The following is a 25,600-nucleotide window of genomic DNA, read 5'->3' as shown; positions in this document are numbered from 1 at the left end:
TACACTGTCTGCAATTTAAATTGCAACTCTAAGCACAATGCAAATCAGTAAGTGGATCCGTATTTTCCTAGCAATCATTGGTTCGATTTTATTTCTAGATGGATTAGTTCTAATTTGTCTCAATAAAATTAATGTAGGCACCGTTATTCCTTTAATTTTAGGTGCTTTCCTCTGCCTATATTCCTTATTTTATTATCATTTAGAACGCTTTTTCTTCTATCACTATCGCTTACACACACTTTGGCGTTTTGGATGGTTATGCTTCTGGATATGGTTAATTGGCTTAGGCTATTTTTTTAGCTTTATTAAAGAAAATAAAGATACTTCAAATAATATTCCTCCAGTAAAAGCAATTATTGTCTTAGGAAGCGGTGTTGAGAATGGTCAGCCATCCACAATTCTTGCAAAACGTTTAGATACGGCCGCCCCTCTAGCCCTAAAACAGCAGCAAGCACAGATTGTTCTAACAGGTGGTCTTGATTTTTCAGAAAAAGAAAGCGAAGCATTGGTTATGTCTCGTTATCTTGAACAAAAGTATCATATCGCAAGAGATCAAATGATCCTTGAAGATAAAAGCACCAGCACAGAGCTTAACTTAAAAAATAGTAAACCCTTATTAGAACAGCACCACATTACCTTAGACCAGCCAATTGCTATTGTGACAAGTGATTTTCATATTCCTCGAGCAATAGCAATTGCAAAAAAACAGGGCTATACCCAAATTTATGGGGTAGCAGCCGAGACACCATTAGCTACTCGCTACAATGCATGGTTACGTGAATATTTCGCATATGCAAGTGGATGGCTTTTAAACGAATATTAAAAATAATTTAATAAAAAAACTGCTATTTAAAAAATAGCAGTTTTTTTATTTGTGAAAATATTAGTGATCGGTACAAATACAGAGTTGATCTAAGCTGAAGATCATAAATTGCAAGTTAGATTCTTATCTTTAGCCACTAATAAAGAAATTTAATAAGGAGGAGGAAGCCCATCAACAGCAAGAGTAAAAAAACACTAATGCTAAAAAATTAAAAAACTAGAGATCAATAAAAAGAATAACTTAAAGGTATAAGGACTTTAATTTTAGAATAGAAACGTTGTATCTACACTGAGTCACGTAGTAAATAAATTTACATGTAAGTATAAGATATTTATAGATGAATATGAATTTAGGGAATTTAAATTTCTGATAGAAATTATGGTGGGCGCTGACGGGATCGAACCGCCGACATTCTGCTTGTAAGGCAGACGCTCTACCAACTGAGCTAAGCGCCCTTAATGAGAAAAGATAGCGAATGTATCTTTATACTCTACATTCTCTAGACAAGGGAATCAAGAGAATGGCGCAGCGGACGGGGCTCGAACCCGCGACCCCCGGCGTGACAGGCCGGTATTCTAACCAACTGAACTACCGCTGCACTACAATACTTTAAAATAAAGTATGGTCACATATATGGTGGGCGCTGACGGGATCGAACCGCCGACATTCTGCTTGTAAGGCAGACGCTCTACCAACTGAGCTAAGCGCCCCAAGAAGAAAAAACTAATAAATTATTAATTTTTCGATTTAAAATTTTTACATCTTAAATCATCTTCCAAACACAACCCGAACTGAAAAGTGGCGCAGCGGACGGGGCTCGAACCCGCGACCCCCGGCGTGACAGGCCGGTATTCTAACCAACTGAACTACCGCTGCACTTTCACAATATCGCAATTGTGGGGTAAACGATGTTAAGTCTTAAGTGGCGCAGCGGACGGGGCTCGAACCCGCGACCCCCGGCGTGACAGGCCGGTATTCTAACCAACTGAACTACCGCTGCACTTGAGAGCTTAACGTAAAGGCTTGGTGGGCGCTGACGGGATCGAACCGCCGACATTCTGCTTGTAAGGCAGACGCTCTACCAACTGAGCTAAGCGCCCTTAACGTCTTCATCGTTTGTGAGGTGCATTATAGAGAATCTTTAACAGGTGTCAAACGCTTTTCGACAACTTTTCAAAAAAATGCGAATGAATGATTAAAAATAAGTCATTATTATGTAAAAAACAATTTTTTGTATTTTATTTAAGCACTTATTTTAATATTTTGATCATTCAGCTAATTAAATAAGAATTTTTAAAATCTTATTTTAGGTTAAAGATTGCTCAGACAAATAAACCAATGCATCTTCAGCGACTAAATCAAACAGTTCAATGATTTCTTCATTACGCATTCGAATACAGCCATGTGACATGGGAACGCCCATCGGTTCTTTATCAGGTGTGCCATGAATATAGATATAACGCTGCATGGTGTCATGACCTTCGCCTTTATTAAAGCCTTCTTCTAAGCCATCTAACCAAAGAATACGAGACAATATCCAATCTCTTTCAGGGAATTGTGCTGCTAGTTGACTACTATAGACCTCCCCTGTTGGCTTACGTGCAATAAAAACCGCATTTTGAGGAGATTGTGCACCAATTTTTTTTGCAACCCTATGCCATCCACGTGGAGTCCTACCAGTATTCTCTTGCTCACCGATTCCGTTCTTTCCGGTAGAAATGACATAAAACTTATTATGTTTAGGCAAAGTTAATGTTTGATTTGCTAAATCGATGAGGACATCTGCTTCTTCGAGCTTAAATTGAGACATTGAACTTATTCTCTTATATCGACTCAAATACTTTGAGTTTAAGTAAAAATTTATAGGAAAAACTTGTCTTGCGCCAAAATTAAAAGATTATCAATCCTCTCTTATCTACGCGCAGTTTCACTGCTTGTCTTGCGCCAAAATTAAAAGATTATCAATCTTTTAATTTTGGCTCAGGGCGTAGCCATAACCAAACTGCAACGATGAACATGGTAGTATCAGTAAAAACCTTGACCCAAAGCGGTGCTGAAGTAAATAGCATTATAACGCCACTGATTGCCATCATTATGCTTGCAATCCATTTGGCTTTACGTGGTACTGTACCATTGGCTCGCCAATCACGTAATGTTGGGCCATATTTGGGATGGTTTAATAACCAATCATCCATTTGTGGCCATCCCTTTGAAGCTGCCCATGCAGCTAGTATCAAAAACACTGTTGTGGGCATACCTGGTAAAATTGCTCCAATAATGCCTAGCGTGATAAAAATCACGACCAAAGAGCGCCAGAACAATGTTTGCATATATAAACCTTAACCTGCTGTTAGCGTTAGTATAAAGTGTTTTTCTAATATTGTTTGTTGATCCCTTATGAAATTAGGATGAATTACTTCGAGTATTAAATATATGAATATTGCCTCAGTGAAAACTTCCTATTTCGAACCATGGCTTCAATTCCAACATCCTATAGTGCGACAGCTAGCTTTTTGTATCGCTAGTCCAAATTTACTTTGCCAATTACCAAAAAGTTTTTCTATACAACATGACTTTAAGCTGCACCCAACCGAAGTATGGGAAGAGCATTTCCAAAATTATTTACCACGGTTAAAAGAGCTCGATCAGTCACCAGAGCCTTTAATCCAGTTTTTATCTCAACTTAAAAGTACACGCTTAGGTTTACGCTTTGAGAATTTACTTTGGTTCTGGCTACAAGAGGATAATTATCATCCTTACCAACTGTTAGGTCATAGCATTCAAAAGATTGATGGAACAAAAACTTTAGGTGAACTGGATTTTTTAATTTTAAATAAAAAAACTCAACAAATTGAACATTGGGAGGTCGCGTTAAAATATTATTTGGGCGAGGCAGACTTACATTTAGAACAATGGATTGGATTAAACCGTGAAGATACTTTAAGCAAGAAACTTTATCATTTTACGAATAAGCAATTTCAATTTTCTGAGGCATTAAATTTTAAGATTCAACAACGTTTTGCGGTTTTAAAAGGACAACTCTACCTACCACTTCAACTAAATTTTCAAAAGTCGCTACCAGATTGGATAAATTTAAAGCGTCGTTTGGGATATTGGGGTACTACCATTCCACATTCTTCTTTTTATCGATTGGAAAGACACGAATGGTTGTGTCCAAATAAAGAGCAGACTTCAAATCCAGCACATTGGTGGACAGACGGTCTATATTGTAAAAATAGTGAAGAGGTTTTGTTTTATATGTTTAGACATCCTTCGTACTTAAACATTAAGCCTCACCTGCAAAAATTAAGCTAATTAACAATAAGTTTTAAGCTTCTAGAAACATTTTATAACGTTTTTACTATTAAACAGTCATGTTTCTTTTTCCGTTTGTTTTTTAATCTAAATTTACTTCATTATTAAATTTAAACGGAGAAAATGATGAAAAAAGTTTTAGCTGCGTCTGTAATGGTTGCTGTTATTTTAACAGGGTGTAATACGTTTAAAGGTTTTGGGCAAGATGTTTCTAAAGCAGGTGATGCTGTAACAAATACTGCTGAAAAAACACAAGATAAAATGTAAGTTAGAGTTGTTACTTCAAAAACCTTATCGTTCCGATAAGGTTTTTTTATTTTTACGTACCCATCCCCTAGAGATTCGCCTATTATATCGGACTATATTTCACCTGATCAGCACGCAATTTTCGGTATGAACCATTCAGACACTCTCTCGCTTAGCTTAGAACTGTTACAACAACCTTCTGTTACTCCTATTGATCATACATGCCAAACCATCATGGCAGACCGTTTAGCCAAAATTGGTTTTCATATTGAACCAATGCGTTTTGGTGAAGTTGACAATCTTTGGGCGCGTCGCGGAACTGAAGAACCTGTATTTTGTTTTGCCGGCCATACTGACGTAGTTCCGACAGGTAAGTTAGAAGCATGGAATTCAGATCCGTTTGCACCTGAAATTCGCGATGGAAAATTATATGGTCGTGGTTCGGCCGATATGAAAACAGCACTTGCAGCGATGGTCGTTGCATCTGAGCGTTTTGTCGCAAAACATCCTGATCATAAAGGTTCAATTGCTTTTCTAATTACTTCTGATGAAGAAGGACCTGCTATTAACGGTACGGTTAAAGTGATTGAGACTCTTGAAAAACGTAACGAAAAGATGACATGGTGTTTGGTAGGCGAACCTTCTAGTACTCATAAATTGGGTGATATTGTTAAAAATGGTCGTCGTGGTTCACTTAATGCCGTATTAAAAGTTCAAGGTAAGCAAGGTCATGTGGCTTACCCACATTTGGCGCGTAATCCAATTCATGAAGCATCACCAGCTTTAGCAGAACTGTGCCAAACTGTTTGGGATAATGGAAATGAATATTTCCCAGCAACATCATTTCAGATTTCAAATATTCATGCTGGCACTGGCGCAACAAATGTCATTCCTGGTGCACTAGAAGTTACTTTTAACTTCCGTTATTCAACAGAAGTAACAGCAGAACAACTTAAACAACGTGTGCATGAGATTTTAGATAAACACGGTTTACAGTACGAAATCGTTTGGAATCTTTCTGGTTTACCATTCCTAACACCTGTGGGTGAACTCGTTAATGCAGCGCAAACTGCTATTTTGAACGTAACGGGTACTGAAACTGAGCTTTCAACGAGTGGTGGTACTTCTGATGGCCGTTTTATTGCTCCAACAGGCGCACAGGTATTGGAATTAGGTGTTCTTAACGCAACAATTCATCAGATTAACGAACATGTTGATGTACAAGACCTTGATCCACTAACTGATATTTATGAACAAATTTTGGAAAATTTGTTAGCTAAGTAAAAGTTAAGATCTAACGAATTGAAAAAGCGCCCTTTTGGGGGCGTTTTTTGTATTTAAAGTATCAATACATTCTTTTAAAATTTTAAAGATTATTTATATTCAATAAACTAGAAAATTAGTTTTAATAGAAATAGCTTAAAAAGCTGCTTTTGAATTCTTATCTATCCATTGCAATATAGTTGGCCAGACTTCTTTAGCAGCATTTTGGCTAAGTACAATTCGACTATGAGAATAACTTTCTAAGTTACTATTGGAATAGCCAAATTCTCGAAATATATTATTTTCATTTTCAAAAGCTTGCAAATACTTATAGCATCCTTTAGCAGGGGCAATAAATTTATCGCCAGTCCCGCAAATAGAATATATTGGAACTCTAATAGAGCTCATAAATTTTTTATAATCTATATCTTTAAATTCACTTATAAAATTTTCCTTTAAGTTCCAATTAAACCATGGACGCATCGTGTAATAGGTTTCATTTATTCGCCCCAACTTAAATTTATTAGCAGGAATCTGACCTAGACCTTTTACAACTAATTTTGCAGAAAACAATTTAATAAAATCAAAGGAATTATTTACTGCTCCAAATGCTTGGCAAGCAATAAAAGTAATACTTTGAATATTTTTTAAATATTCAGGATAATTAATTAAGAACATGGTTAAGCATAGCCCTCCACCACTGTGTGTTACACAGTGCAAGGAAGTTATATTAAAATTATGGTAAATATAATGAAATGCAGTTTTATATTCATATAATGCAACAGTTTCAAAATTAAATGGTATATCTGTTTTTGGGCTAGTACCATGCCCTCGCCACTCTAAAATAAAACAAATATAACCATGATTTGCCAAATAATCTGCAATGCCTATACAAACAGTTTTATCCGAAAATGCACCATGAGATAAGAAAATTGCTTCTTTTTTTATTAGAGAATTATTTCTTTTAGAAATTTCCCATAAAGCAAATTCACCCTGATCATCTGTTTCTAAAATATGTAGCTCTTTATGAATTGACATTTATTTTCTGCTATAGAAGATTTTATTCTAGGTTATTTTGCTATGATTAATATGACAAAGTAAGTTCCTCCTTTAACTATATTTTTAATTTATCTCCTTTTAAAATTCAGTATGAGGCTTTATTAAAAGTAAATATTAGTGATTTCTTATATTTTAGCATTTGGAATACATATAAAATATAAATTTGCGATATAAATAAAGCAAGCGCTTCAATGATTTTTAAAATAAATTTATATTCTCTAAAAGAATTTTACCTATTTTTTATAAAAAAAGAACTCAAAATGAGTTCCTTTTTTATAGATTCTATAGGTGAAGAGAATCTTGAATATATTGCAAATTAGGAACATGGTAGCGTTGATTGTCCATACGAATATATTTAAATACAGTTGGGTGCTGTAAAGACTCTTGTATATTTTCATTTTCATCTACGACTTCAGAAATACGCAGACGAACTGAAACTGGCATCGATTTACACACAAGTGCAAAACGTTGACTAATGTCTTCGCTTTCAATGACTAAAGCTACTGCTCGAGAATCTATTTCGTTGTGAACCGAATAAACAGGGAGTTTTACATCATGCCATTCAATATGCTTGATACCGTTTTTAACATCCATAGCAGATAACACTATATTTTGCGGCAATAGCATCGGCACTTGCTGATGACATTCAATAATATATGCATCAATAAAACCAGTTGAGACAGTAATTAAATGCTGAAGCTCTTGCTGGTTCATTTCATTAATTAAGGATGTACTTATATTACTTTTCATTAGGCAAGTTCCTCTTTAAATGTCATGAATAACGCATCAATATTGTGAAGTAAGTCTTCTTCTTGGAAAGGTTTACCCATGTATTGGTTAACACCTAAAGTAAATGCTCGTTCACGATGTTTTTCACCTGTTCGGGATGTAATCATAATAATTGGCATGTATTGATGCATATCATGATGTCGTACAAGATTAAGAACTTCAAAACCATCCATTCGTGGCATTTCAATATCAAGTAACATGAGATCTGGTTTAATATTTTCCAATTGCTCAATGGCATCAACCCCATCTTTAGCTGTGACTACATCATAGCCCTGACGTTCAAGTAAGCGAGACGTCACCTTACGTACAGTTACCGAGTCATCTACAATCATGATAAGACGTCGCTCATCAGACTCGCGTTGTCTATAGATAGTTTCATTAAGCGATTTATGTCGGCGAGTAGATTGAATTTGACGAGCAATATTTTGTCCATCTAAAATTAGACAAACTTGACCATCACCTAAAATAGTTGCTCCTGCAATCGCACCAATGCTAGAGAATTGTTGTCCTATTGGCTTAACTACAATCTGTGCGCGTGAGCCAATCAGTTGGTCAACTAATAAGGCGACGGTTTGTCCATTATTTGCCTTAATCATTAATACTGGTAATGAATACATCATTCCACTTAAGCGCGGAATTGGTTGATTACCAACAAACTCAGATAAATAACGTAATGGATAGCGCTTATTTTCAAATTCAAAGAGCTCTTGTTCACTTCCGAAATATTGTTCTAATGATGCTGGTGAAACTCGTACAATTCGATCAATCTGCGCCAGTGGGATTGCAAATTGCTGATCAGCAACTTTAACCATTAAAGCATCACTAACAGCTACTGTCGTTGGAACACGTATGGTAAAGACAGTTCCCTGCCCGTATACAGAGTCGACACTCACATGGCCACCTAAGGCCTTAATATCACTTTGCACGACATCCAGTCCGACGCCACGGCCTGAAATCTGAGTGACTTGATCGGCTGTACTTAAACCAGGATGGAAAATCAGCTGTAAAATATCTTGATGTTCTAATACTTGCTCTGGATTAATCAAACCAGACATTAACGCCTTTTGACGAACCTTCTCGATATCAATACCTTGCCCATCATCCTTAAATGTAACTACAACATCTGTACCTTGACGATGAATATTGAGTTCAATGCGTCCAGTTTCTGGTTTTTTAGCTTGTTCACGTTGCGCACGGTCTTCTAATCCATGGTCAATTGCATTTCTAAGCATGTGCTCAAGTGGCGTAACCAAACGTTCTAACATTGTCCGGTCCAGCTCGCCTTCTGTATTATTAACAAAAAGCTCCGCTGGTCGATTTAACGTGGTAGAAGTCTGCCTCACAATTCTTTGCAGACGAGGCAATAATCGAGAAAATGGTACTAAGCGTGTTCGCATAAGACCTTCTTGAATTTCAGCCTGAATACGCGATTGCTGTACCAATAAACCTTCAGTGTCTCTGATCTTTTCAGATAATGTATTTTTAAAATCTACTAAATCCGATGCAGACTCGGCAAGAGACTTTGATAACTGATTTAATGAAGAATATTGGTCCATCTCTAAAGGATCAAATTCCGTATAACGTGAGTTCTCAATACCGTGCTTTGCAATAATTTGGGTTTCCAATTCACCTTCCATTCGACGCAACTGATCTGCAAGTCGCTGAATAGCCAATTCCATTTCCGCTAAGGTATGACCAAATTGGCTTAAATCCATTTCAATTCGCGAACGGTTAATCGAATTTTCACCAGACAGATCAATCATTTTTTCAATTAAATCTGCCGAGACTCGAATCATCTCATTATTTTGATCAAGGCGTTGTGCTTGTTCCCACTCACCCATCATTGGCGGTGGTTCTGTACCGTCACCTTGCACTAAACTCATTACAGGTTCCGTGCTGAATAGATCAGTTCTAGTTAACTTACTAGGAATTTGAATTGCTCTTTCAATGAACTGGATATTTTCCAGACTTTGTTGTAAACCATCGAAGTGTTGATAATTTTGTTTAAAAATTGCCTCTTTTAACCAGACAATTGCACTCTCTAATAAGTTGTCATAAATATTTGAGCTGAAATGATGAAGCGCAAATTGTTCAAAAGCATTCTCAAGTTGATAAGCAATCGCTTGCACGGTTTCAAGTCCCAGCATACGGGAACCGCCTTTCAAGCTGTGCACTGCTCTTTGTAGTTGAAGCAAGATACTACGGTTAGTACGTTGCTCGAACCATTGTTTTAATAAGTGATCGGCCATTTCTAATAGTTCGGCCGCTTCCTCCATGAATGTCTGCTCGACAACAGTATTAATATCTTGATCTGGGATACTCTCTGTATGATCGTGATCAGCATAAAGAACTTGTAATTCGGTTTGCTCAACAAGTTGATTATTAGACTTAGCAATCTGCTCAGAAGCAGAAGTTAACTCACTGAGGTTTAACGCCGTATTATTTATCGCTTCTTGTTGTAATACTTCAAAATTTAATTCAGGTATAACATACGTTTCAGGTTCTGTTTTGCTCTCTTTAATATGAGAATCAAATACCTGACCTGCATTTTTAAGTGCTTGAATAGTATGAGAAGCAGCATAATCTAGGTGCTGTTCACGCACTATTTGAAGACGGTCAGCCAAGTCATCTTGAACTAGTCGAATAAAATCAATGAGAGCAGACGAAACTATCAACTGTTTTTGAATTAAACGCTCATAAATACTTTCTAACTCATGTGCAATTAAACCAATATAAGTTGCCTGAATCATATTTGCCCCACCTTTTAAGGTATGCAAATAACGCATCAGATTATTGAGAGCGGCAAAGTTTTCTTGATCATTAACCCAAAGATTAAGATCTGTATCCATTCCCTCAAGCAACTCATCGGCTTCTTCAAGAAAAATATCTAAAAGATCTGGATCAAAATGACGGTTTACATGCTCAGACGAAATAAACTGTCGATCTAGTTGTACACTCTGTCCTATGGTGACCTGATCAGTGAATACATTTTCTATCAGAGGTTCATTCGCCGTTTGTTCAACTTCAGCATTAAACAATGGTTCAAAAACGTCTTGATGAGTTTCTAATGATTCGGAATTAAGATTTGGAATATATTGAGTATATAGTTTTAGCTCATCCAAGACATTTTGGTGTTGCTCGATGATACTTACTCTTTGTCCCGCAGCTAATGCATCAAATAACTGAATTAATTGTTGGTGCGCTTTTTGATAAATTTCAAAAATATAATCTGATTGCAATAAATCAGGTCGATCAAGCAATATGTCGTAGCTTTCTTTCAACTGGTTAGTATATTCATATAAACCAATCATTGCCTGCGACTGAGTATGTTGCAGCAAAACATCTGCTTGTTCACTTAAACGTTCAAGATAATGAGGAAACTCTGTACGTATTCCCTTCTCAAAGTCTAATTCCGCATCAAGTAATTCAGCAACATCTAGCTGTAATAGCTGAGACACTAAACCATGTGGAGGCATGAGTGGGCTCGAATGCTCACCATGCTGCTCCATGTAAGCATCCCAAACCTGATTAAATTTTTGTAGATCAGATTCCAATTGCTCAGTAGAGCAATGTGCAGCCAATAGATCTAAACTATTTCGAATAAACTGACGATAATCACGGAGTAATGAAACTTCTTCTGAATGAGAAGAAAGCTCTTCTTGTAATAGTATTTTAAATAAATGCTCAACTTTGGTACTAGCTTCAAAGATTGGTTCTACATGAGCCATGGCAGAGCTGCCACGTAATGTATGTAACGCACGTATTAAAGCATTATAACTTTCATGCTGATGTATTTCTTTTTCCAAAAACTGATCAATTGTCGCTAAGTGCTCTTCTGCTTCTTCCATAAATAAAATTAAGGTTTCAGCAAGAGTCTGTTCAGTTTCTATAGCAACTTCTGGAGTCGAAATAGTTAAAACTTCTGTAGATTCTGGTTCTAAGTCATTCGCTTCTAAACCGGTTTGAGTTTCAGCAGTAAGAATATCTGATAATAATAAAAGTTCGTCTAACGCGGGTTCTACACTTTGCTGTTGTTGTAATTGTTGTCCCAATAAAATTAGGGGCCTAAAGTCTAAGGTATGATCTTTTTTAAATTTGAAGTCATCTACTAACTTAAAGAAATAGAACTTAAATACCAACTGAACATATTGTTGGATGTCAGGAGTTAATCCGAGACTCTGATTGATTACCCGATTAAGCGTATCTTCTACAGTCCAAGCAAGCTCAGCAGAAGATTTTGCACCAATCATTCGCCCAGAACCTTTCAATGTATGAAAATGACGGCGGATTTCAGTAAGCGTAGCAATATTTTTAGATTGCATCCATTCGTGAATCAAAGATTGTAATTCAACAAAAATTTCTTCAATTTCTTCGACAAATATTTCAATAAATTCATCGTCTTGTTGAGAGTAGCTATCTTCCGGTAGCATCATTGCTTCAGTTAAAGTTTTTAATATTTCTTTCATAGCAAAGGCTTCTTTTGCTTGTCTCCAAAATGGAGAAAAACGACAGAGTCAACACCAGAAAAATAGCTGTTTCCCCAATATTTATCTGGTGTTGTTAATACTTTTTAGAAGAATAGCGGTACAGAAACAGCTATTCTCATCCCCAATTTAATCAGGTAATTTAAAGTCCGTTACCGATTCACGTAATGACTCTGCCATGTTTGCTAGTTCAGAAACAGACCGTGCTGTATCAAAGGTTGCAGTTGTCGTTTGTGAAGTAATTTCTTGTACGACTGTCATGGTAGTAGCAATGTGGCTGGCAGATGCAGATTGAAGTTTTGCTGCATCAGAAATGCTGGCAATTAAGTTTGCCAAGTCACCCGATACTTTTTGAATTTCATCCAAGGCAATACCCGCGTCTTTTGCCAAGTTTGCACCACGCACAACTTCAGTAGTGGTTTGTTCCATCGAAATAACAGCTTCATTTGTATCGGTCTGAATTGTTTTAACCAGAGTTTCGATCTGTTTAGTTGCCGATGCAGAACGCTCTGCAAGACGCTGTACTTCGTCAGCAACTACGGCGAAACCACGACCTGCTTCACCAGCCATAGATGCTTGAATTGCTGCGTTTAATGCAAGAATGTTAGTTTGGTCGGCAATATCGTTAATGAGCGATACGATGTTACCAATTTCTTGTGACGACTCACCCAATCGCTTAATACGTTTAGACGTTTCTTGAATCTGTTCACGGATTGTGTCCATACCTTCAATTGAACGGTTTACCACTTGCGCACCATTAGAGGCAATTTGTACCGAACGCTCTGCTACCTCAGCAGACTCAGATGCATTTGAAGATACTTGGTCAATCGATTGCGCCATTTCATTCATTGCTGTTGATGCACCAGCAATTTCTTGAGCCTGATGCTCAGATGCCTCTGCTAATTGGTTCGTAATACTCTGCGTATCTTGCGTATAGCGAGCAACCTCTTGAGAGGTTTCATGAATACGGGATACAAGGTCACGTAGTTGGTCAATCGCAAAGTTAATCGAGTCGGCAATCGCTCCCGTAAAATCCTCAGATACAGTTGCATATGAACGTAAGTCACCATCTGCAAGATCGGCAATTTCATCAAGTAAACGTAAAATCGCGTTTTGGTTACGGTCATATTCGTCTTGTAATCGAGTAACGCGTTGCTTATCCATCACACTACGTAATGTGATCAATTTAAATACTGAGAAGATTAAGCCTGCTAAAGAACTGATTAGCACCGCGCCTAACAATAAAGTAAGCCAGTTCTTTCTTGCTACATCAGATAAATGCCCCAAGTTATCTAACATCACATCTGATTTAGAGAAGATCTGAGAAGATGCCTGACGAACATTGACAATCTGGTTACCATTTTTTAATACCGTGGCAGCAGCAGATTTTAAGACTTTGTCATATTCAGATTTAATACTTTCTAAAGATTCACGTAAAGCTGGATCTGCAATACGCTCAACACCCAATTCAGCATTACCATTAAGTTCAGCATTTAAATACGTACCAAACGTATCAATGTCTACACCAAAATCGCTAGTCGATACATTGCCATCGGTACCACTTAATACCGAGTTAATAGAACGTAAAATACGTTCTGCAATAAATACTTGGTTTTTGGCAATAATTACCTGACTACTTGGCAAACCTTGACGTGCCATTTGGTCAACCATCAAGTTATATTCTGCCTGAATCTCTGGAACGGTTTCGCTAATAGAGATGTTGGTGTCATATAGCTGGTTAAGGACTTTTTGATGTGCTGAAATCAAATCGATGTTTTTTGAAAGTTCAGTCCACATAACTTGAACTTTTTGATATTCATCAGTCGACTTACCGTGAATATTTTCAATCTCAAGTAAGTTTTCATTAAAGTCTTTTTGAGACTGCTGTAGCTTGGTGATTGCCTCTTGAGAGCCAGACTCAGTTGCTTCAGTTGCTTGTTTAGAAATCGTTTGAGATAACAAACGTAACTCACCGAGACTTCGAATTAACTGGTTATGACGTGGAACGTTATAGAACAGATAGGCTAGAGAAACTAATGCAAGCACAAAACATAAAAGTGCTGCATATAGGATTGGCTTAGACTTTTCACTTTCCCCAAATAAACTGGCAAACTGCTCAATTTTTGACTGGATTGTTGCAATAAAATTGACACCCGATTTTTCGGACGCAACCCGACTACTGCCTTTCTTTTTAAGCTTAAAGCCCATAGCTTTTCCCCAGAAAAATACTCTGTTTTCACAGCGTAAAAATTAGTTTATAAATTTTGTCGATGCATTCATGTAATGTGGGTTTTGCAATAAACGACTAAATAAAAAGACATGCCAATGCTGGTTATGTTGATGAAAATAACCTTGGCAATATTCTTTTAGATTTTCCTCTAAGTCTAAGCTTTGAGAAAAAAAGCTTTTTTTATTAAAGTGCTGAATCCCCAAAACCTGATCCACGACCAACCCCACATACTGGTCGCGATGGCTAATACACAATACTTTTTGAGTTGACGAAAATGAACTTCGTTGCCCTAAAATAAAATGCGCCAAATCAGACACTGAAAGTAATCTTCCTCGAATATTTGCCAATCCCTTTACCCAACTTTGGGTATTTGGAACAGGTGTATATTTTGGTGGATAGATTACTTCTGACACTTCCCCAAGTGGTGCGACAAAGTATTGCCCTCTCATTTCAAAAGCAATTCCTGACCATCGCTGTGCTTCATTTTGAACTGAAGCGTAATTCTTATTACCCCGTTTAGACAAACGAAGTAACTCGATAAATCCATTCGCTGCCATACTCGATCCTATAAAACGGGTACAAAATGCCCGTTATTTATGTTTTTATGGATGGATGAGTTAATTTAGAAATTGTTTAATTACATCGATCAATTGATTTTCTTCGATTGGCTTAATCAAATAATCGATCGCACCTTGACGCTTGCCCCATACACGGTCAGTTGCCTGATCTTTAGTACTCACAATAACAACAGGGATATGCTTAGTGTCTTCATCACGAGTAATCTGACGTGTTGCCTGAAAACCATTTACACCCGGCATTACAACATCCATCAATACAAGATCTGGTTGCTCTGCTTTTGCAAGAGTTACACCATCTGCACCATTTGATGCTTCAAGCACGTCATAACCATGTTTGGTTAGGATCTCTTTAAAACGGAAAGTTTCTGTTGGTGAATCATCTACAATGAGAATACGTGCCATTTTTTTGCCCTCAAATTATTGTTTATGAACTTACATGATTACGAATCGCGTTTAACAATTCATCTTTGCTAAAAGGTTTCGTCAAGTATTCATCTGAACCTACCACACGCCCTTTTGCCTGATCAAATAAACCATCTTTACTAGAGAGCATGATAACGGGAATATTCTGATAATTTTGAGAGTTTTTTATCAAAGCACAAGTTTGATAACCATCTAAACGAGGCATCATGATATCGACAAAAACAATATCCGGATTTGCTTCTGCAATTTTGGACAAAGCTTCAAATCCATCCACAGCAGTAATGACTTCACAGCCTTCACGCTGTAATAAGGTTTCTGCTGTACGGCGAATGGTTTTTGAGTCATCAATCACCATTACTTTCAGATTTTGGAATGCATCTTCCATTTAATCTTCCATCCCCATAAAAATAAAATATAAATGCAATTTAACTTAAATTTGTTTTTACACATTTATACGCATTTTTAACATATCTCACCTTCTATTTTCAATGAGGCATTTTTGTCTACTTTCTCATTTATAAACAATAACTTTTAACCTCATCACACTTTAATTAAAATTATCATTTTTTTTATAATGACTATATTTTTATTCAGCTAAATAATAATTAATATAATGAAGATTAAATATTTAAAAATAAGCGACTTAGCTATCTTTTTTGGGGATTTTCAATGAATGACAGGATGAAATATGCCTTTTACAGGAACTGTTTGTCTGTATCTATAGGCATTATTTCCTTCGGATCACTCTTTTTCTTACCTTTTAGTGTTGCTATTGCCGATACACCTAAAGCAGTTTGGTATCGTTATTATGATCAACATGGTATTGCCAATATTAGTACATCGGTCACACCTGCTCATATTCGTTATGGTTATGAAGCTCTAGATCGTAATATGCAAGTGATAAAAAGAAACCATTCTTATAATGCTGAAGCTGATTTAAATCAATCAAGTCAACGGGCATTATTGGCGCGACATAAAGAACAAGATATCAAATTAAAAAAAGCTTATAGCAATAGTAAGACAGCTTCGATTAAAAGAGATCAGGCATTAGTGTCTATAAAAAAGCAAATTAATTATCAACAGGAACAACTTAATCAATTACAACAAGACAAAATTTTATTTAAGCGTCAGGAAATGGAGTATTTCAGAAAAGGAGAACCGATTCCTGAGCGTCATAAGGCGTTGATTGAAAACAATCTAATTAATATTAATCGGGTTAAACAAACACTTGAAACACTTTCCAAGACCTATAATCGAACCAACAATGAGTATGAAAATATTATCGATCGTTTAAAAAAGCTTGAATAACTGCAAAGGTTTATCAAGAATAGGGGCAAAATAAAATTTGAATTATAGGATGATGCTGTATGCACACAATGCATCTCACCCCTTCTACTTTTTTTAAACTGAGTATTATTAGTTTATGTTTAATTTTAGCTGCATGTAATCAGCAAGAAACAACCCAAACCTCAGCCTCAGCTCCTGTAAAAATTGAGCTTATTCCTCAAGATCTTATTGCAGTTAAAGAAGGAGCTCTTGACTCTCAAACTGCATTTACAGGAACTATTCGAGCGGTTCAGCAAAGTTCCATTCAGGCACAAGTAAGCGCAACAGCGACGAATGTCACTGCAAATGTGGGTCAACAGGTACAAAAAGGTCAAGTTCTGGTCAGATTGAATAATCAGGACAATGTTGCACGATTAGCGCAAGCACGCGCCAACCTCGCATCGGCTCAGTCACAAGCTGAACTTGCTCGTAATTTGATGAACCGAAAACAGAGATTATTTAATCAAGGTTTTATTGCTCGTGTCGAGTTTGAACAGAGTCAGGTTGACTATAAAGGTCAGCTTGAAAGTGTAAAAGCACAACAGGCCAATGTTGATATTGCTAAAAAAGCGGATCAAGACGGAATTATTACTAGTCCAATTTCAGGTGTGATTACTAAACGCCAAGTTGAACCAGGCCAAACTGTTTCAGTTGGACAAACACTATTTGAAATAGTAAATCCAGATCAACTTGAAATACAAGCCAAGTTGCCAATTGAACAGCAATCTGCGCTTAAGATCGGTAGTAACATTCAATATCAAATTCAGGGCAATTCAAAACAGTTAAATGCAACGCTAACTCGCATTTCACCTGTTGCAGATCAAGATAGTCGACAAATTGAGTTTTTTGCTGCTCCTAAAGAAAAAATTGACTCGTTAAGTATTGGAGCTTTCATTAATGGAAACATTTTGCGCAATGACACTCATCAAGGCCAAACTATTCCTTTAGATAGTATTCAAAATATGCAACATGACCCGTTTGTATGGGTGATACGCAATCACACTATTCAAAAAGTTAAAATTCGGGTGGTTGAACAACGCTATAACGATAATATTGCTTTAGTCGAAGGTTTACAAAGCTCAGATCTGGTCAGCCGTATTCAATTTGAAGATTCCGACATTAATAAAAAAGTGACGGTTACAACCGAAAAAAATAAATAAGGTAGCAAATAGCGTATGTGGTTTACTCGAATCAGTGTGAAATACCCCGTTTTTACCATTATGATGATGCTCAGCTTAATGGTACTCGGGTTGGCATCTTGGAAACGCATGACTGTCGAAGAGTTTCCAAATATAGATTTCCCTTTCGTAGTGGTCACGACGCAATATGCGGGTGCGTCGCCTGAGGCTGTTGAGTCAGATATAACAAAAAAACTTGAAGATCAAATTAATACAATTTCAGGAATTAAGCAGATTACCTCACGCTCAAGTGAAGGCCTTTCAATGGTGATTGCCGAGTTTAACCTTGATACTTCTTCGGCGATTGCTGCTCAGGATGTTCGTGACAAAATTGCACCCGTCACAGCGCAGTTCCGTGATGAAATTGATACACCGATTGTGCAACGCTATGACCCCTCCTCTAGCCCAATCATGTCAGTCGTATTTGAATCAAACAGCATGAGTTTGGCTCAATTAAGTTCGTATGTAGATAAAAAAATTGTACCTCAGCTTAAAACGGTTTCAGGTGTCGGTAATGTCAATTTACTAGGTGATGCAAAGCGGCAAATACGAATAAAGGTTATTCCTGCACAATTACAAAGCTACGGGATTGGTATTGATCAGGTCATTAACACGCTAAAAAATGAAAATATTGAAGTTCCTGCAGGAACCTTACAACATAAAAATACTGAACTGGTTGTACAGATTCAATCAAAAGTTATTCATCCCCTTGCATTTGGTGATTTGGTCATTGCCAATAAAAATGGTTCACCCATTTTTTTAAAGCAAGTGGCAACTGTTGAGGACACACAAGCCGAACTACAATCGAGTGCCTTTTATAATGGAAGAACTGCGGTCTCAGTCGATATCTTAAAAAGTTCCGATGCCAATGTCATTAAAGTCGTCGATCAGACTTATCAAACGTTAGAGAAATTAAAAGATCAAATGCCTGCGGGTTTAGATTACAAAGTCGTAGCTGATAGCTCTAAAGGTATTCGCGCTTCAATCAAAGATGTTGTTCGAACCATTATTGAAGGTGCTGCTTTAGCAGTTCTCATTGTTTTACTCTTTTTAGGCTCTTTCCGCTCTACAGTTATTACCGGTTTAACCTTACCGATTACTTTGCTCGGAACCTTAACTTTTATTTGGGCTTTCGGGTTTAGCATTAACATGATGACGCTGTTAGCTTTATCGCTCAGTATTGGTTTACTCATTGATGATGCAATTGTAGTTCGGGAAAATATCGTCCGACATACTGAACTGGGCAAAGACCATGTAACCGCTGCTCTTGAAGGGACAAAAGAAATTGGTTTAGCTGTACTCGCAACTACACTTACCATTGTGGCAGTCTTTCTACCCGTAGCCTTCATGGGTGGTCTAATTGGACGCTTCTTTTATCAATTTGGTGTAACGGTCAGTACGGCTGTTTTAATTTCAATGTTTATTAGCTTTACACTCGACCCAATGCTTTCAGCTCATTGGAAAGATCCTGTAAAGAAAAAAGATAATTGGCTACAACGTTTTTTTAACCATATTTCTAATTTGTTAGATCGGCTTACTCATGTTTATGAAAAGCTATTAAAGCTTGCTCTACGCTTTCGTTTTATTACCGTCATTGTTGCAATCGCTTCATTATTTGCTGCATTAGGCCTGTCTAAACTCATCGGGACCGAATTTGTACCTACACCAGATAAAGGTGAAGTCCGTATCCAGTTCGAGACTCCTGTAGATTCTTCTTTAGAATATACCCAAGCCAAATTACATCAGGTCGATCAAATTATTAGACAATTCCCTGATGTCGTTTCCACTTACGGTGTAGTGAACAGTGAAGTAGACTCTGGTAAAAACCATGCTGGTTTAGGAGTGACCTTAAAGCCAAAACAAGAACGTAGCTCAGATCTAAATACACTGAATAATGAGTTCCGTGACCGTTTGCAAACTGTAGCGGGTATTCGAGTGACCTCTGTTGCCGCAGCACAAGACTCTGTCTCTGGCGGACAAAAGCCAATCATGATTTCTATTAAAGGATCTGACCTAAATGAACTACAAAAAATTTCAGATCGCTTTATTGCTGAAATGGAAAAAATTAAAGGCGTAGTTGATTTAGAAAGTTCATTGAAAGAACCCAAACCTACTTTGGGTGTTCATATTAATCGCGTGCTGGCAAGTGATTTGGGCTTATCTGTTTCGCAAATTGCGAATAACATTCGACCATTAATTGCGGGCGATAATGTCACCACTTGGGAAGATCGTGACGGCGAAACTTATGATGTGAATTTACGTTTAAATGAAAATAAACGTATGCTTCCGCAAGATGTTCAAAATTTATATATCAACTCTAATAAAACCAATGCAGCTGGACAAAATATATTAGTTCCATTGAGTGCCGTCGCAACGACCGAAGAAAAACTTGGGGCTTCGCAAATTAACAGACGTGATCTTGAACGTGAGGTTCTTATTGAGGCAAATACCTCAGGTCGCCCGAGTGGAGATATTGGTCAAGACATCGACAAAATGCAAAAGGCGTTTAAGCTACCTGCGGGCTATACATTTGATACGCAAGGAGCAAATGCAGACATGGCTGAATCTGCCGGATATGCTTTAACTGCCATTACCCTATCGATTGTATTTATTTATATCGTGTTAGGTTCTCAGTTCAATAGCTTTATTCATCCCGCAGCAATTATGGCGTCTTTACCTTTGTCATTGATTGGTGTTTTTCTTGCCTTATTCCTGTTCCAAAGCACGCTAAATCTGTTTTCGATTATTGGTATTATTATGCTGATGGGGCTTGTCACTAAAAATGCAATTTTGCTGATCGATTTTATTAAGAAAGCGATGGATCAGGGTGTGAGCCGTTATGACGCTATTTTACAAGCTGGTAAGACCCGTTTACGTCCAATTTTGATGACCACAAGTGCTATGGTGATGGGGATGGTTCCCTTAGCTTTAGGTCTCGGCGAAGGCGGTGAGCAAAGCGCACCAATGGCTCATGCGGTTATTGGTGGTGTGATAACCTCTACTCTGTTGACTCTTGTGGTTGTACCCGTCATTTTCACTTATCTGGATGACTTGAAAAACTTTATGCTGCGTCAAACACGACGATTCATGTCATAATGCAGCGATTATCGTATAATCTGCGTTTTTATAACGCTTAACTTTTAGGACTTTTTCCATGCGCGCAAGCCGCTTTTTATTTGCAACGTTGAGAGAAACCCCAAATGATGCTGAAGTGATTTCACACCAGCTCATGTTACGTGCGGGGATGATTCGTAAATTGGCATCTGGTTTATATACATGGCTGCCGATGGGAACACGTGTGCTTAAAAAAGTAGATGCGATTGTTCGTGAAGAAATGAACCGCTCAGGCGCAATGGAAGTATTCATGCCCGTGACTCAACCTGCAAGTCTTTGGGAAGAATCAGGTCGATATGAACAATATGGCCCTGAGTTATTACGTTTTAAAGATCGTCATACGAACCCATTTGTACTTGGGCCAACGCATGAAGAAGTTATTACAGATATGGCGCGTAACGAATTAAAAAGTTATAAGCAGCTTCCTGTAAATTTCTATCAAATTCAAACTAAATTCCGTGATGAAATCCGTCCACGTTTTGGTGTAATGCGTTCACGCGAGTTCATCATGAAAGATGCTTATTCTTTCCATGCAACTCAAGAATCATTACAAGAAACTTATGATGTGATGTACGACACTTATAGCCGTATTTTCACTCGCTTAGGTTTAGATTTCCGCCCAGTACAAGCAGATACAGGTTCTATTGGTGGTTCAGCTTCACACGAATTCCACGTATTGGCTGCAAGTGGTGAAGATGACATCGCATTTTCAACTGAATCTGATTATGCAGCAAACGTTGAAATGGCTGAGGCTGTTTTGGTGGGTGAACGCGCAGCACCGACACAAGAATTTAAATTGGTTGAAACACCAAACCAAAAAACGATTGATGATGTTTGCCAATTCTTAAATGCTGATCCAAAGCAATCTGTTAAAGCATTATTGGTTCAAGGCATTGCTGATGAAAAAGGTAATGTTCCTGTCGTTGCTCTATTTGTACGTGGTGACCACGAACTTAATGAGATTAAAGCTGAGAAGCATCCTTTAGTTGCTGCGCCTCTTACTTTTGCAACTGAAGAACAACTTCAAGCATTTGGTTTAACTGCTGGCTTTACAGGTCCACAAGGTTTAGTCGAAAAAGGCTTAACTGTAATTGTTGACCGTGCTGCATCTGTTCTTTCTGACTTCGTTGCTGGTGCAAATGAAACGGACAAACATGCGGTTGGCGTAAACTGGGAACGTGATGCACAAATTAGCGAAGTTTTTGACCTACGTAATGTGGTTGAAGGCGATCCATCTCCAGATGGCAAAGGCACACTCCAAATTAAACGCGGTATTGAAGTAGGTCATATTTTCCAGCTTGGTACTAAATACTCCGAAGCTTTAGGGTGTAAAGTTCTAGGTGAAGATGGCAAACCATTTACAGTAACTATGGGATGTTACGGTATTGGTGTAACACGTGTTGTTGCAGCTGCAATTGAACAAAATTATGATGACAAAGGTATTATCTGGCCACAAGCCATTGCACCTTTTGAAATTGCAATTGTTCCAATGAATGCACACAAATCACCACGTACTCTTGAAGCAGCAGAGTCTCTGTATGCAGAACTTCAAGCTCAAGGTTTTGATGTGTTACTTGATGATCGTAACGAACGCCCAGGCGTTAAATTCTCTGACCTTGAGTTAATGGGTATTCCGCACCGTATTGTGATTGGTGAAAAAGGTCTTGATGCGGGTACTTTTGAATATAAAGGCCGTCGCGATGCTGAAGCGAGCAATTTAACTAAAGAAGAACTTTTAGTTAAGTTAGCGCGTTAATAAATACCTAAATAAAAAAGCAGCTTTTCGAAGCTGCTTTTTTTAACTCAATTTTTATGCCTGAACCGTTAAGTCCTTAACAGTCGTTGATGAACCATTGTTTTTAACCGACTCAATTCCTTTATCTCGTGAAGCTTCACTCGCATAAAACTGACTCGTACCAATAATCTGATGATTTGCAGCTTTCAAATTGAAATAAGGTTTCCCATTCTTTGCAGTTAAACGCTCATATCGGGCGTCATCACCACTGTTTTTCTGAATTGACTCAATACCATTTACAGCAGAGGCTTTTGCCTTATATAGCTCGCTATTTAAAATAGGCTCACCATTTCCTGCCTTTAAGATAAAGCGATATTGTCCATCACTCGCTTGTGAAATTTCGTACCATCCTGCCATAAAAACCTCATTTTTTTGTTGGTGTGGGTATGACTTTCGTTATTATTCTGGACGAAAGTTATTTGTTATTAATGACAATATAAAGGCGTAAATATTCCTTGAACAGTCCATTTTTTATACTTTTTCGTAATAAAATTATAATGATGTTAGGAATTTAAAAAGCAGAGATATAGACATATATCTCTGCTGAAATGTAATAATAATTAACAGTTTAAGCTTTTTTTACAAATTCAGATTTTAGTTTCATCTGACCAATACCATCAATTTTGCAATCAATATTGTGGCCATCACTTGCATCTGGAACTAAACGAATCGTTTTTACCTTTGTTCCTACTTTAACGACTGAAGATGAACCTTTAATTTTTAAGTCTTTGATTACAGTGACGCTATCACCATCTGCCAAGACATTTCCATTTGCATCTTTAATAATTTCTTGTTCTTCAGTTGCTGATGCTTCTCCTTCTTTCCACTCATGTGAACATTCAGGACAAATCAATAAGTCGCCATCTTGGTAAGTATATTCTGATTGGCATTTTGGGCAGTTTGGCAAAGACATGAAAAAATCTCAAAAAGTATATTATGCGAGAAATGACTCATTTTTTAAAGTTTTAAATAAGAGACTTTTACCAAAAAAAAATTTATATATTCATTTTAAGTTTTTACTTAATAAATATTCCTTCAAAATAATTGCGTGATTGTTTTCAACATCCTTGGCTGAATATAAAAGTGTGACTGTATTCCTTGATGCGATTTGTTGTAGCTCTTCAACGGCGGAGTTGGTTTCAAGCTCTTTTAAATAACGCTGCTTAAATTCTTGCCAATGATCTGGTGTTGCAGCATGGAACCACTTTCTAAGTTCTGTCGAAGGTGCTATTTCTTTTAGCCACAAATCCAAATGAGCATTTTCCTTACTAATTCCCCTACTCCATAAACGGTCAACCAAAATTCGCTTTCCATCACTAGGCTCAGCATTTTCATAAATTCTTTTAATTTGGATATTCATTTCTGACACCTACTCAGCTCAATCTAAATATCATTGGCTTAATCATCACATTGATTTGCCTTCTTCTACAATCTAAATCTTTTGCGCTAAATATTGTCTCAATTTGCCATTACTGATTAATTCAGGCATATAAATTGCTTTTGAATTTTTCATTATTTTATCAAATGGTAAAAAATGAAATATTATATTTATCCGTGTTCATCTCAAAAAGATGCCCCTTATTTGATTTTCTCATCTGGGTTAGGTGGTCATGCTAGTTTTTGGAGCCCACAACTTGAATCGTTGAGTACGCATTTCAACATCGTGACTTATGACCAAGAAGGCTGTCACCAAGACAGTGCTTTATTACCTGCACACTACCATATGTGTGACATGGCAAATCAAGTACTACACTTATTAGAACATCTTCAAATTCATGAATTCCATATGATCGGGCATGCTTTAGGCGGCATCATCGGAATGGAGCTAGCAAAACAACTACAATCCAGCTCAATTACCATGCTCAGCCTGACACTGATTAATGCGTGGGATGAGCTAGATGCCCATACACAAAAATGTTTTGATGCCCGTATCGCATTGTTAGCCTCTGCGGGTGCTGAAGCCTATGTACGTGCACAGGCATTATTTTTGTATCCTCCAGCATGGATTTCTCAGAATCATAGCCACATTAAAAGTACCGAAGATATTCAGCTCCAAGGTTTTCCGCCCAAGACAAATGTATTTGCACGACTCAAAGCATTGATGCGCTTTCAATTACAATCAGAGCACGTACAAGCACTACAAGACACTGCAATTCATATCGTTGCCAATCAAGATGATTTTTTAGTTCCAGCACATAAATCACAAGATCTTTTTACCAAACTTGGTCATGGTCAACTCTGCATTTTACCCTCTGGTGCCCATGCTTCCACAGTGATCGAATCTCAACAACTAAATCAAACTTTCATTCAATTTTTCCATAGCATTAAGGCCTTATCATGAAAGCAAAAACATTAAATATTTTAGATCAACTCTTTTTAGAAGCTAGAACCCACAGCACGTGGTTAGATAAAGCCGTCAGCCCCGAGCAAATTCAACAAATTTATGATCTGGTCAAAATGGCGCCGACTTCTGCCAACTGTAGTCCTGCTCGTTTTGTCTTTTTAACAACACCTGAAGCTAAACAAAAACTCAAGCCAGCATTGTCATCTGGCAATGTAGAAAAGACGATGACAGCTCCTGTCACTGTTTTGGTTGCAACCGATGCAAAATTTTATGACAAACTGCCAGAACTATTTCCGTATGCTGATGCAAAATCATGGTTTACATCAAGTGAAGCCGCAGCACATGAAACTGCCTTTCGTAATAGTTCTTTGCAAGCTGCGTATTTAATTATGGCATGCCGTAGTTTAGGTTTAGATACGGGCCCAATGTCTGGTTTTGATGCGAAACAAGTTAATGAGCTATTTTTTGCAGGGACAAATCATCATATTAATCTCATCATTAACATCGGCTATGGCGACCCTCAAAAAGTTTATACTCGCCTTCCCCGTTTAAATTTTGAAGAGGCTTGTCGGGTAGAATGAGTTAAGTACATAACACCCTCTTCAATCTCAAAAGAGAAATACCTTAGTCCTA

Annotated in this window: 22 protein-coding genes and 6 tRNA genes; 10 read left to right on the top strand and 18 right to left on the bottom strand. The window is 37.4% G+C overall.

Annotated elements, in window-relative coordinates:
- The first annotated feature begins 37 nt into the window (after positions 1–37).
- Entirely contained in the window at positions 38–823 is a 786-nt protein-coding gene (locus H7R46_RS03400) for a YdcF family protein (RefSeq protein WP_005064380.1), read from the top strand.
- Between the two features lie 379 nt (positions 824–1,202).
- Here H7R46_RS03400 and H7R46_RS03395 read toward each other — a convergent pair.
- The 8 genes from H7R46_RS03395 to H7R46_RS03360 form a co-directional block, all read right to left on the bottom strand.
- Positions 1,203–1,278: transfer RNA gene (locus H7R46_RS03395), tRNA-Val, on the bottom strand.
- 66 nt (positions 1,279–1,344) lie between these two features.
- Positions 1,345–1,421, bottom strand: a tRNA-Asp gene (locus H7R46_RS03390).
- A 36-nt stretch (positions 1,422–1,457) separates the two neighbouring features.
- Positions 1,458–1,533 (bottom strand) — tRNA-Val (locus H7R46_RS03385).
- Positions 1,534–1,622: 89 nt separating this feature from the next.
- Positions 1,623–1,699 (bottom strand) — tRNA-Asp (locus tag H7R46_RS03380).
- Between the two features lie 47 nt (positions 1,700–1,746).
- Positions 1,747–1,823 (bottom strand) — tRNA-Asp (locus H7R46_RS03375).
- Between the two features lie 24 nt (positions 1,824–1,847).
- Positions 1,848–1,923, bottom strand: a tRNA-Val gene (locus H7R46_RS03370).
- A 206-nt stretch (positions 1,924–2,129) separates the two neighbouring features.
- Complete coding sequence (elsL, locus tag H7R46_RS03365; protein WP_005064378.1) at positions 2,130–2,633, bottom strand: cell wall-recycling L,D-carboxypeptidase ElsL; 504 nt, start codon at positions 2,631–2,633, stop codon at positions 2,130–2,132.
- Between the two features lie 151 nt (positions 2,634–2,784).
- The gene (locus H7R46_RS03360; protein WP_005064376.1) at positions 2,785–3,153 is read right to left on the bottom strand and encodes a YbaN family protein; all 369 of its coding nucleotides are present in this window, start codon (positions 3,151–3,153) and stop codon (positions 2,785–2,787) included.
- A 103-nt stretch (positions 3,154–3,256) separates the two neighbouring features.
- Here H7R46_RS03360 and H7R46_RS03355 point away from each other — a divergent pair, with 103 nt between their 5' ends.
- The 3 genes from H7R46_RS03355 (at position 3,257) to dapE (ending at position 5,668) form a co-directional block, all read left to right on the top strand.
- A complete protein-coding gene (locus H7R46_RS03355; RefSeq protein ID WP_005064374.1) occupies positions 3,257–4,138 on the top strand; it encodes a DUF1853 family protein in 882 nt (293 codons plus the stop codon).
- 123 nt (positions 4,139–4,261) lie between these two features.
- Positions 4,262–4,405, top strand: a complete 144-nt coding sequence (locus H7R46_RS03350; protein WP_014207555.1) for an entericidin A/B family lipoprotein — start codon at positions 4,262–4,264, stop codon at positions 4,403–4,405.
- Positions 4,406–4,531: 126 nt separating this feature from the next.
- Positions 4,532–5,668: a succinyl-diaminopimelate desuccinylase gene (gene dapE / locus H7R46_RS03345; protein WP_005064372.1), complete on the top strand. Its 1,137-nt coding sequence runs from the start codon at positions 4,532–4,534 to the stop codon at positions 5,666–5,668.
- A 135-nt stretch (positions 5,669–5,803) separates the two neighbouring features.
- Here the strand turns inward: dapE and H7R46_RS03340 are convergent, their stop codons facing one another.
- From H7R46_RS03340 to pilG, 7 genes are all read right to left on the bottom strand, one after another.
- A complete protein-coding gene (locus H7R46_RS03340; protein ID WP_005064370.1) occupies positions 5,804–6,685 on the bottom strand; it encodes an alpha/beta fold hydrolase in 882 nt (293 codons plus the stop codon).
- Positions 6,686–6,988: 303 nt separating this feature from the next.
- Positions 6,989–7,456: a hypothetical protein gene (locus H7R46_RS03335; RefSeq protein ID WP_005064367.1), complete on the bottom strand. Its 468-nt coding sequence runs from the start codon at positions 7,454–7,456 to the stop codon at positions 6,989–6,991.
- Positions 7,456–11,961, bottom strand: coding sequence for a hybrid sensor histidine kinase/response regulator (locus H7R46_RS03330; RefSeq protein ID WP_005064363.1), 4,506 nt, complete (start codon positions 11,959–11,961; stop codon positions 7,456–7,458). The genes H7R46_RS03335 and H7R46_RS03330 overlap by 1 nt, the downstream gene beginning before the upstream one ends.
- 147 nt (positions 11,962–12,108) lie before the next feature.
- Complete coding sequence (locus H7R46_RS03325) at positions 12,109–14,187, bottom strand: methyl-accepting chemotaxis protein (RefSeq protein ID WP_005064361.1); 2,079 nt, start codon at positions 14,185–14,187, stop codon at positions 12,109–12,111.
- A 42-nt stretch (positions 14,188–14,229) separates the two neighbouring features.
- Complete coding sequence (locus H7R46_RS03320; protein WP_002116439.1) at positions 14,230–14,766, bottom strand: chemotaxis protein CheW; 537 nt, start codon at positions 14,764–14,766, stop codon at positions 14,230–14,232.
- A 60-nt stretch (positions 14,767–14,826) separates the two neighbouring features.
- Positions 14,827–15,189, bottom strand: coding sequence for a response regulator (locus tag H7R46_RS03315; RefSeq protein WP_002116220.1), 363 nt, complete (start codon positions 15,187–15,189; stop codon positions 14,827–14,829).
- A 22-nt stretch (positions 15,190–15,211) separates the two neighbouring features.
- The gene (pilG, locus tag H7R46_RS03310) at positions 15,212–15,595 is read right to left on the bottom strand and encodes a twitching motility response regulator PilG (RefSeq protein ID WP_000389061.1); all 384 of its coding nucleotides are present in this window, start codon (positions 15,593–15,595) and stop codon (positions 15,212–15,214) included.
- A gap of 284 nt (positions 15,596–15,879) precedes the next feature.
- On the opposite strand from pilG, the gene H7R46_RS03305 reads away from it, so the two are divergent.
- From H7R46_RS03305 to H7R46_RS03290, 4 genes are all read left to right on the top strand, one after another.
- On the top strand, positions 15,880–16,518 hold the full coding sequence (locus H7R46_RS03305; protein ID WP_005064355.1) for a hypothetical protein: 639 nt from the start codon (positions 15,880–15,882) through the stop codon (positions 16,516–16,518).
- Positions 16,519–16,586: 68 nt separating this feature from the next.
- Complete coding sequence (locus H7R46_RS03300) at positions 16,587–17,696, top strand: efflux RND transporter periplasmic adaptor subunit (RefSeq protein WP_080630975.1); 1,110 nt, start codon at positions 16,587–16,589, stop codon at positions 17,694–17,696.
- Between the two features lie 15 nt (positions 17,697–17,711).
- Entirely contained in the window at positions 17,712–20,810 is a 3,099-nt protein-coding gene (locus tag H7R46_RS03295; RefSeq protein ID WP_005064350.1) for an efflux RND transporter permease subunit, read from the top strand.
- Positions 20,811–20,868: 58 nt separating this feature from the next.
- On the top strand, positions 20,869–22,584 hold the full coding sequence (locus H7R46_RS03290) for a proline--tRNA ligase (protein ID WP_005064348.1): 1,716 nt from the start codon (positions 20,869–20,871) through the stop codon (positions 22,582–22,584).
- 54 nt (positions 22,585–22,638) lie between these two features.
- Here the strand turns inward: H7R46_RS03290 and H7R46_RS03285 are convergent, their stop codons facing one another.
- The 3 genes from H7R46_RS03285 to H7R46_RS03275 all read right to left on the bottom strand — a co-directional run bounded on the left by H7R46_RS03285 (position 22,639) and on the right by H7R46_RS03275 (position 23,983).
- Positions 22,639–22,980 carry a YegP family protein gene (locus H7R46_RS03285; protein WP_005064346.1) on the bottom strand — a complete coding sequence of 114 codons (342 nt, stop codon included), beginning with the start codon at positions 22,978–22,980 and terminating at the stop codon, positions 22,639–22,641.
- A 211-nt stretch (positions 22,981–23,191) separates the two neighbouring features.
- Complete coding sequence (locus H7R46_RS03280) at positions 23,192–23,536, bottom strand: zinc ribbon domain-containing protein YjdM (RefSeq protein WP_002116259.1); 345 nt, start codon at positions 23,534–23,536, stop codon at positions 23,192–23,194.
- 90 nt (positions 23,537–23,626) lie between these two features.
- On the bottom strand, positions 23,627–23,983 hold the full coding sequence (locus tag H7R46_RS03275) for a DUF488 domain-containing protein (RefSeq protein WP_005064344.1): 357 nt from the start codon (positions 23,981–23,983) through the stop codon (positions 23,627–23,629).
- A gap of 174 nt (positions 23,984–24,157) precedes the next feature.
- Between H7R46_RS03275 and rutD the strand changes: the two genes are divergently transcribed.
- Both rutD and H7R46_RS03265 read left to right on the top strand, forming a co-directional pair.
- Positions 24,158–24,964, top strand: coding sequence for a pyrimidine utilization protein D (gene rutD, locus H7R46_RS03270; protein ID WP_005064342.1), 807 nt, complete (start codon positions 24,158–24,160; stop codon positions 24,962–24,964).
- Complete coding sequence (locus H7R46_RS03265; RefSeq protein WP_005064340.1) at positions 24,961–25,548, top strand: malonic semialdehyde reductase; 588 nt, start codon at positions 24,961–24,963, stop codon at positions 25,546–25,548. The genes rutD and H7R46_RS03265 overlap by 4 nt, the downstream gene beginning before the upstream one ends.
- Positions 25,549–25,600: the final 52 nt, after the last annotated feature.

This window comes from Acinetobacter sp. BEC1-S18-ESBL-01, from assembly GCF_014169935.1.
Lineage (GTDB): Bacteria > Pseudomonadota > Gammaproteobacteria > Pseudomonadales > Moraxellaceae > Acinetobacter > Acinetobacter pittii.
The sequence above is the reverse complement of the archived record's forward strand: the minus strand, read 5'-3'. Positions and strand labels throughout refer to the sequence as shown.

Excerpts from the sequence above, each read along its gene's own strand:
- H7R46_RS03400 (WP_005064380.1), top strand. The coding sequence starts at position 38 with ATGCAAATCAGTAAGTGGATCCGTATTTTCCTAGCAATCATTGGTTCG.
- elsL (WP_005064378.1), bottom strand. The coding sequence starts at position 2,633 with ATGTCTCAATTTAAGCTCGAAGAAGCAGATGTCCTCATCGATTTAGCA.
- H7R46_RS03360 (WP_005064376.1), bottom strand. The coding sequence starts at position 3,153 with ATGCAAACATTGTTCTGGCGCTCTTTGGTCGTGATTTTTATCACGCTA.
- H7R46_RS03355 (WP_005064374.1), top strand. The coding sequence starts at position 3,257 with ATGAATATTGCCTCAGTGAAAACTTCCTATTTCGAACCATGGCTTCAA.
- H7R46_RS03350 (WP_014207555.1), top strand. The coding sequence starts at position 4,262 with ATGATGAAAAAAGTTTTAGCTGCGTCTGTAATGGTTGCTGTTATTTTA.
- dapE (WP_005064372.1), top strand. The coding sequence starts at position 4,532 with ATGAACCATTCAGACACTCTCTCGCTTAGCTTAGAACTGTTACAACAA.
- H7R46_RS03340 (WP_005064370.1), bottom strand. The coding sequence starts at position 6,685 with ATGTCAATTCATAAAGAGCTACATATTTTAGAAACAGATGATCAGGGT.
- H7R46_RS03335 (WP_005064367.1), bottom strand. The coding sequence starts at position 7,456 with ATGAAAAGTAATATAAGTACATCCTTAATTAATGAAATGAACCAGCAA.
- H7R46_RS03330 (WP_005064363.1), bottom strand. The coding sequence starts at position 11,961 with ATGAAAGAAATATTAAAAACTTTAACTGAAGCAATGATGCTACCGGAA.
- H7R46_RS03325 (WP_005064361.1), bottom strand. The coding sequence starts at position 14,187 with ATGGGCTTTAAGCTTAAAAAGAAAGGCAGTAGTCGGGTTGCGTCCGAA.
- H7R46_RS03320 (WP_002116439.1), bottom strand. The coding sequence starts at position 14,766 with ATGGCAGCGAATGGATTTATCGAGTTACTTCGTTTGTCTAAACGGGGT.
- H7R46_RS03315 (WP_002116220.1), bottom strand. The coding sequence starts at position 15,189 with ATGGCACGTATTCTCATTGTAGATGATTCACCAACAGAAACTTTCCGT.
- pilG (WP_000389061.1), bottom strand. The coding sequence starts at position 15,595 with ATGGAAGATGCATTCCAAAATCTGAAAGTAATGGTGATTGATGACTCA.
- H7R46_RS03305 (WP_005064355.1), top strand. The coding sequence starts at position 15,880 with ATGAATGACAGGATGAAATATGCCTTTTACAGGAACTGTTTGTCTGTA.
- H7R46_RS03300 (WP_080630975.1), top strand. The coding sequence starts at position 16,587 with ATGCATCTCACCCCTTCTACTTTTTTTAAACTGAGTATTATTAGTTTA.
- H7R46_RS03295 (WP_005064350.1), top strand. The coding sequence starts at position 17,712 with ATGTGGTTTACTCGAATCAGTGTGAAATACCCCGTTTTTACCATTATG.
- H7R46_RS03290 (WP_005064348.1), top strand. The coding sequence starts at position 20,869 with ATGCGCGCAAGCCGCTTTTTATTTGCAACGTTGAGAGAAACCCCAAAT.
- H7R46_RS03285 (WP_005064346.1), bottom strand. The coding sequence starts at position 22,980 with ATGGCAGGATGGTACGAAATTTCACAAGCGAGTGATGGACAATATCGC.
- H7R46_RS03280 (WP_002116259.1), bottom strand. The coding sequence starts at position 23,536 with ATGTCTTTGCCAAACTGCCCAAAATGCCAATCAGAATATACTTACCAA.
- H7R46_RS03275 (WP_005064344.1), bottom strand. The coding sequence starts at position 23,983 with ATGAATATCCAAATTAAAAGAATTTATGAAAATGCTGAGCCTAGTGAT.
- rutD (WP_005064342.1), top strand. The coding sequence starts at position 24,158 with ATGAAATATTATATTTATCCGTGTTCATCTCAAAAAGATGCCCCTTAT.
- H7R46_RS03265 (WP_005064340.1), top strand. The coding sequence starts at position 24,961 with ATGAAAGCAAAAACATTAAATATTTTAGATCAACTCTTTTTAGAAGCT.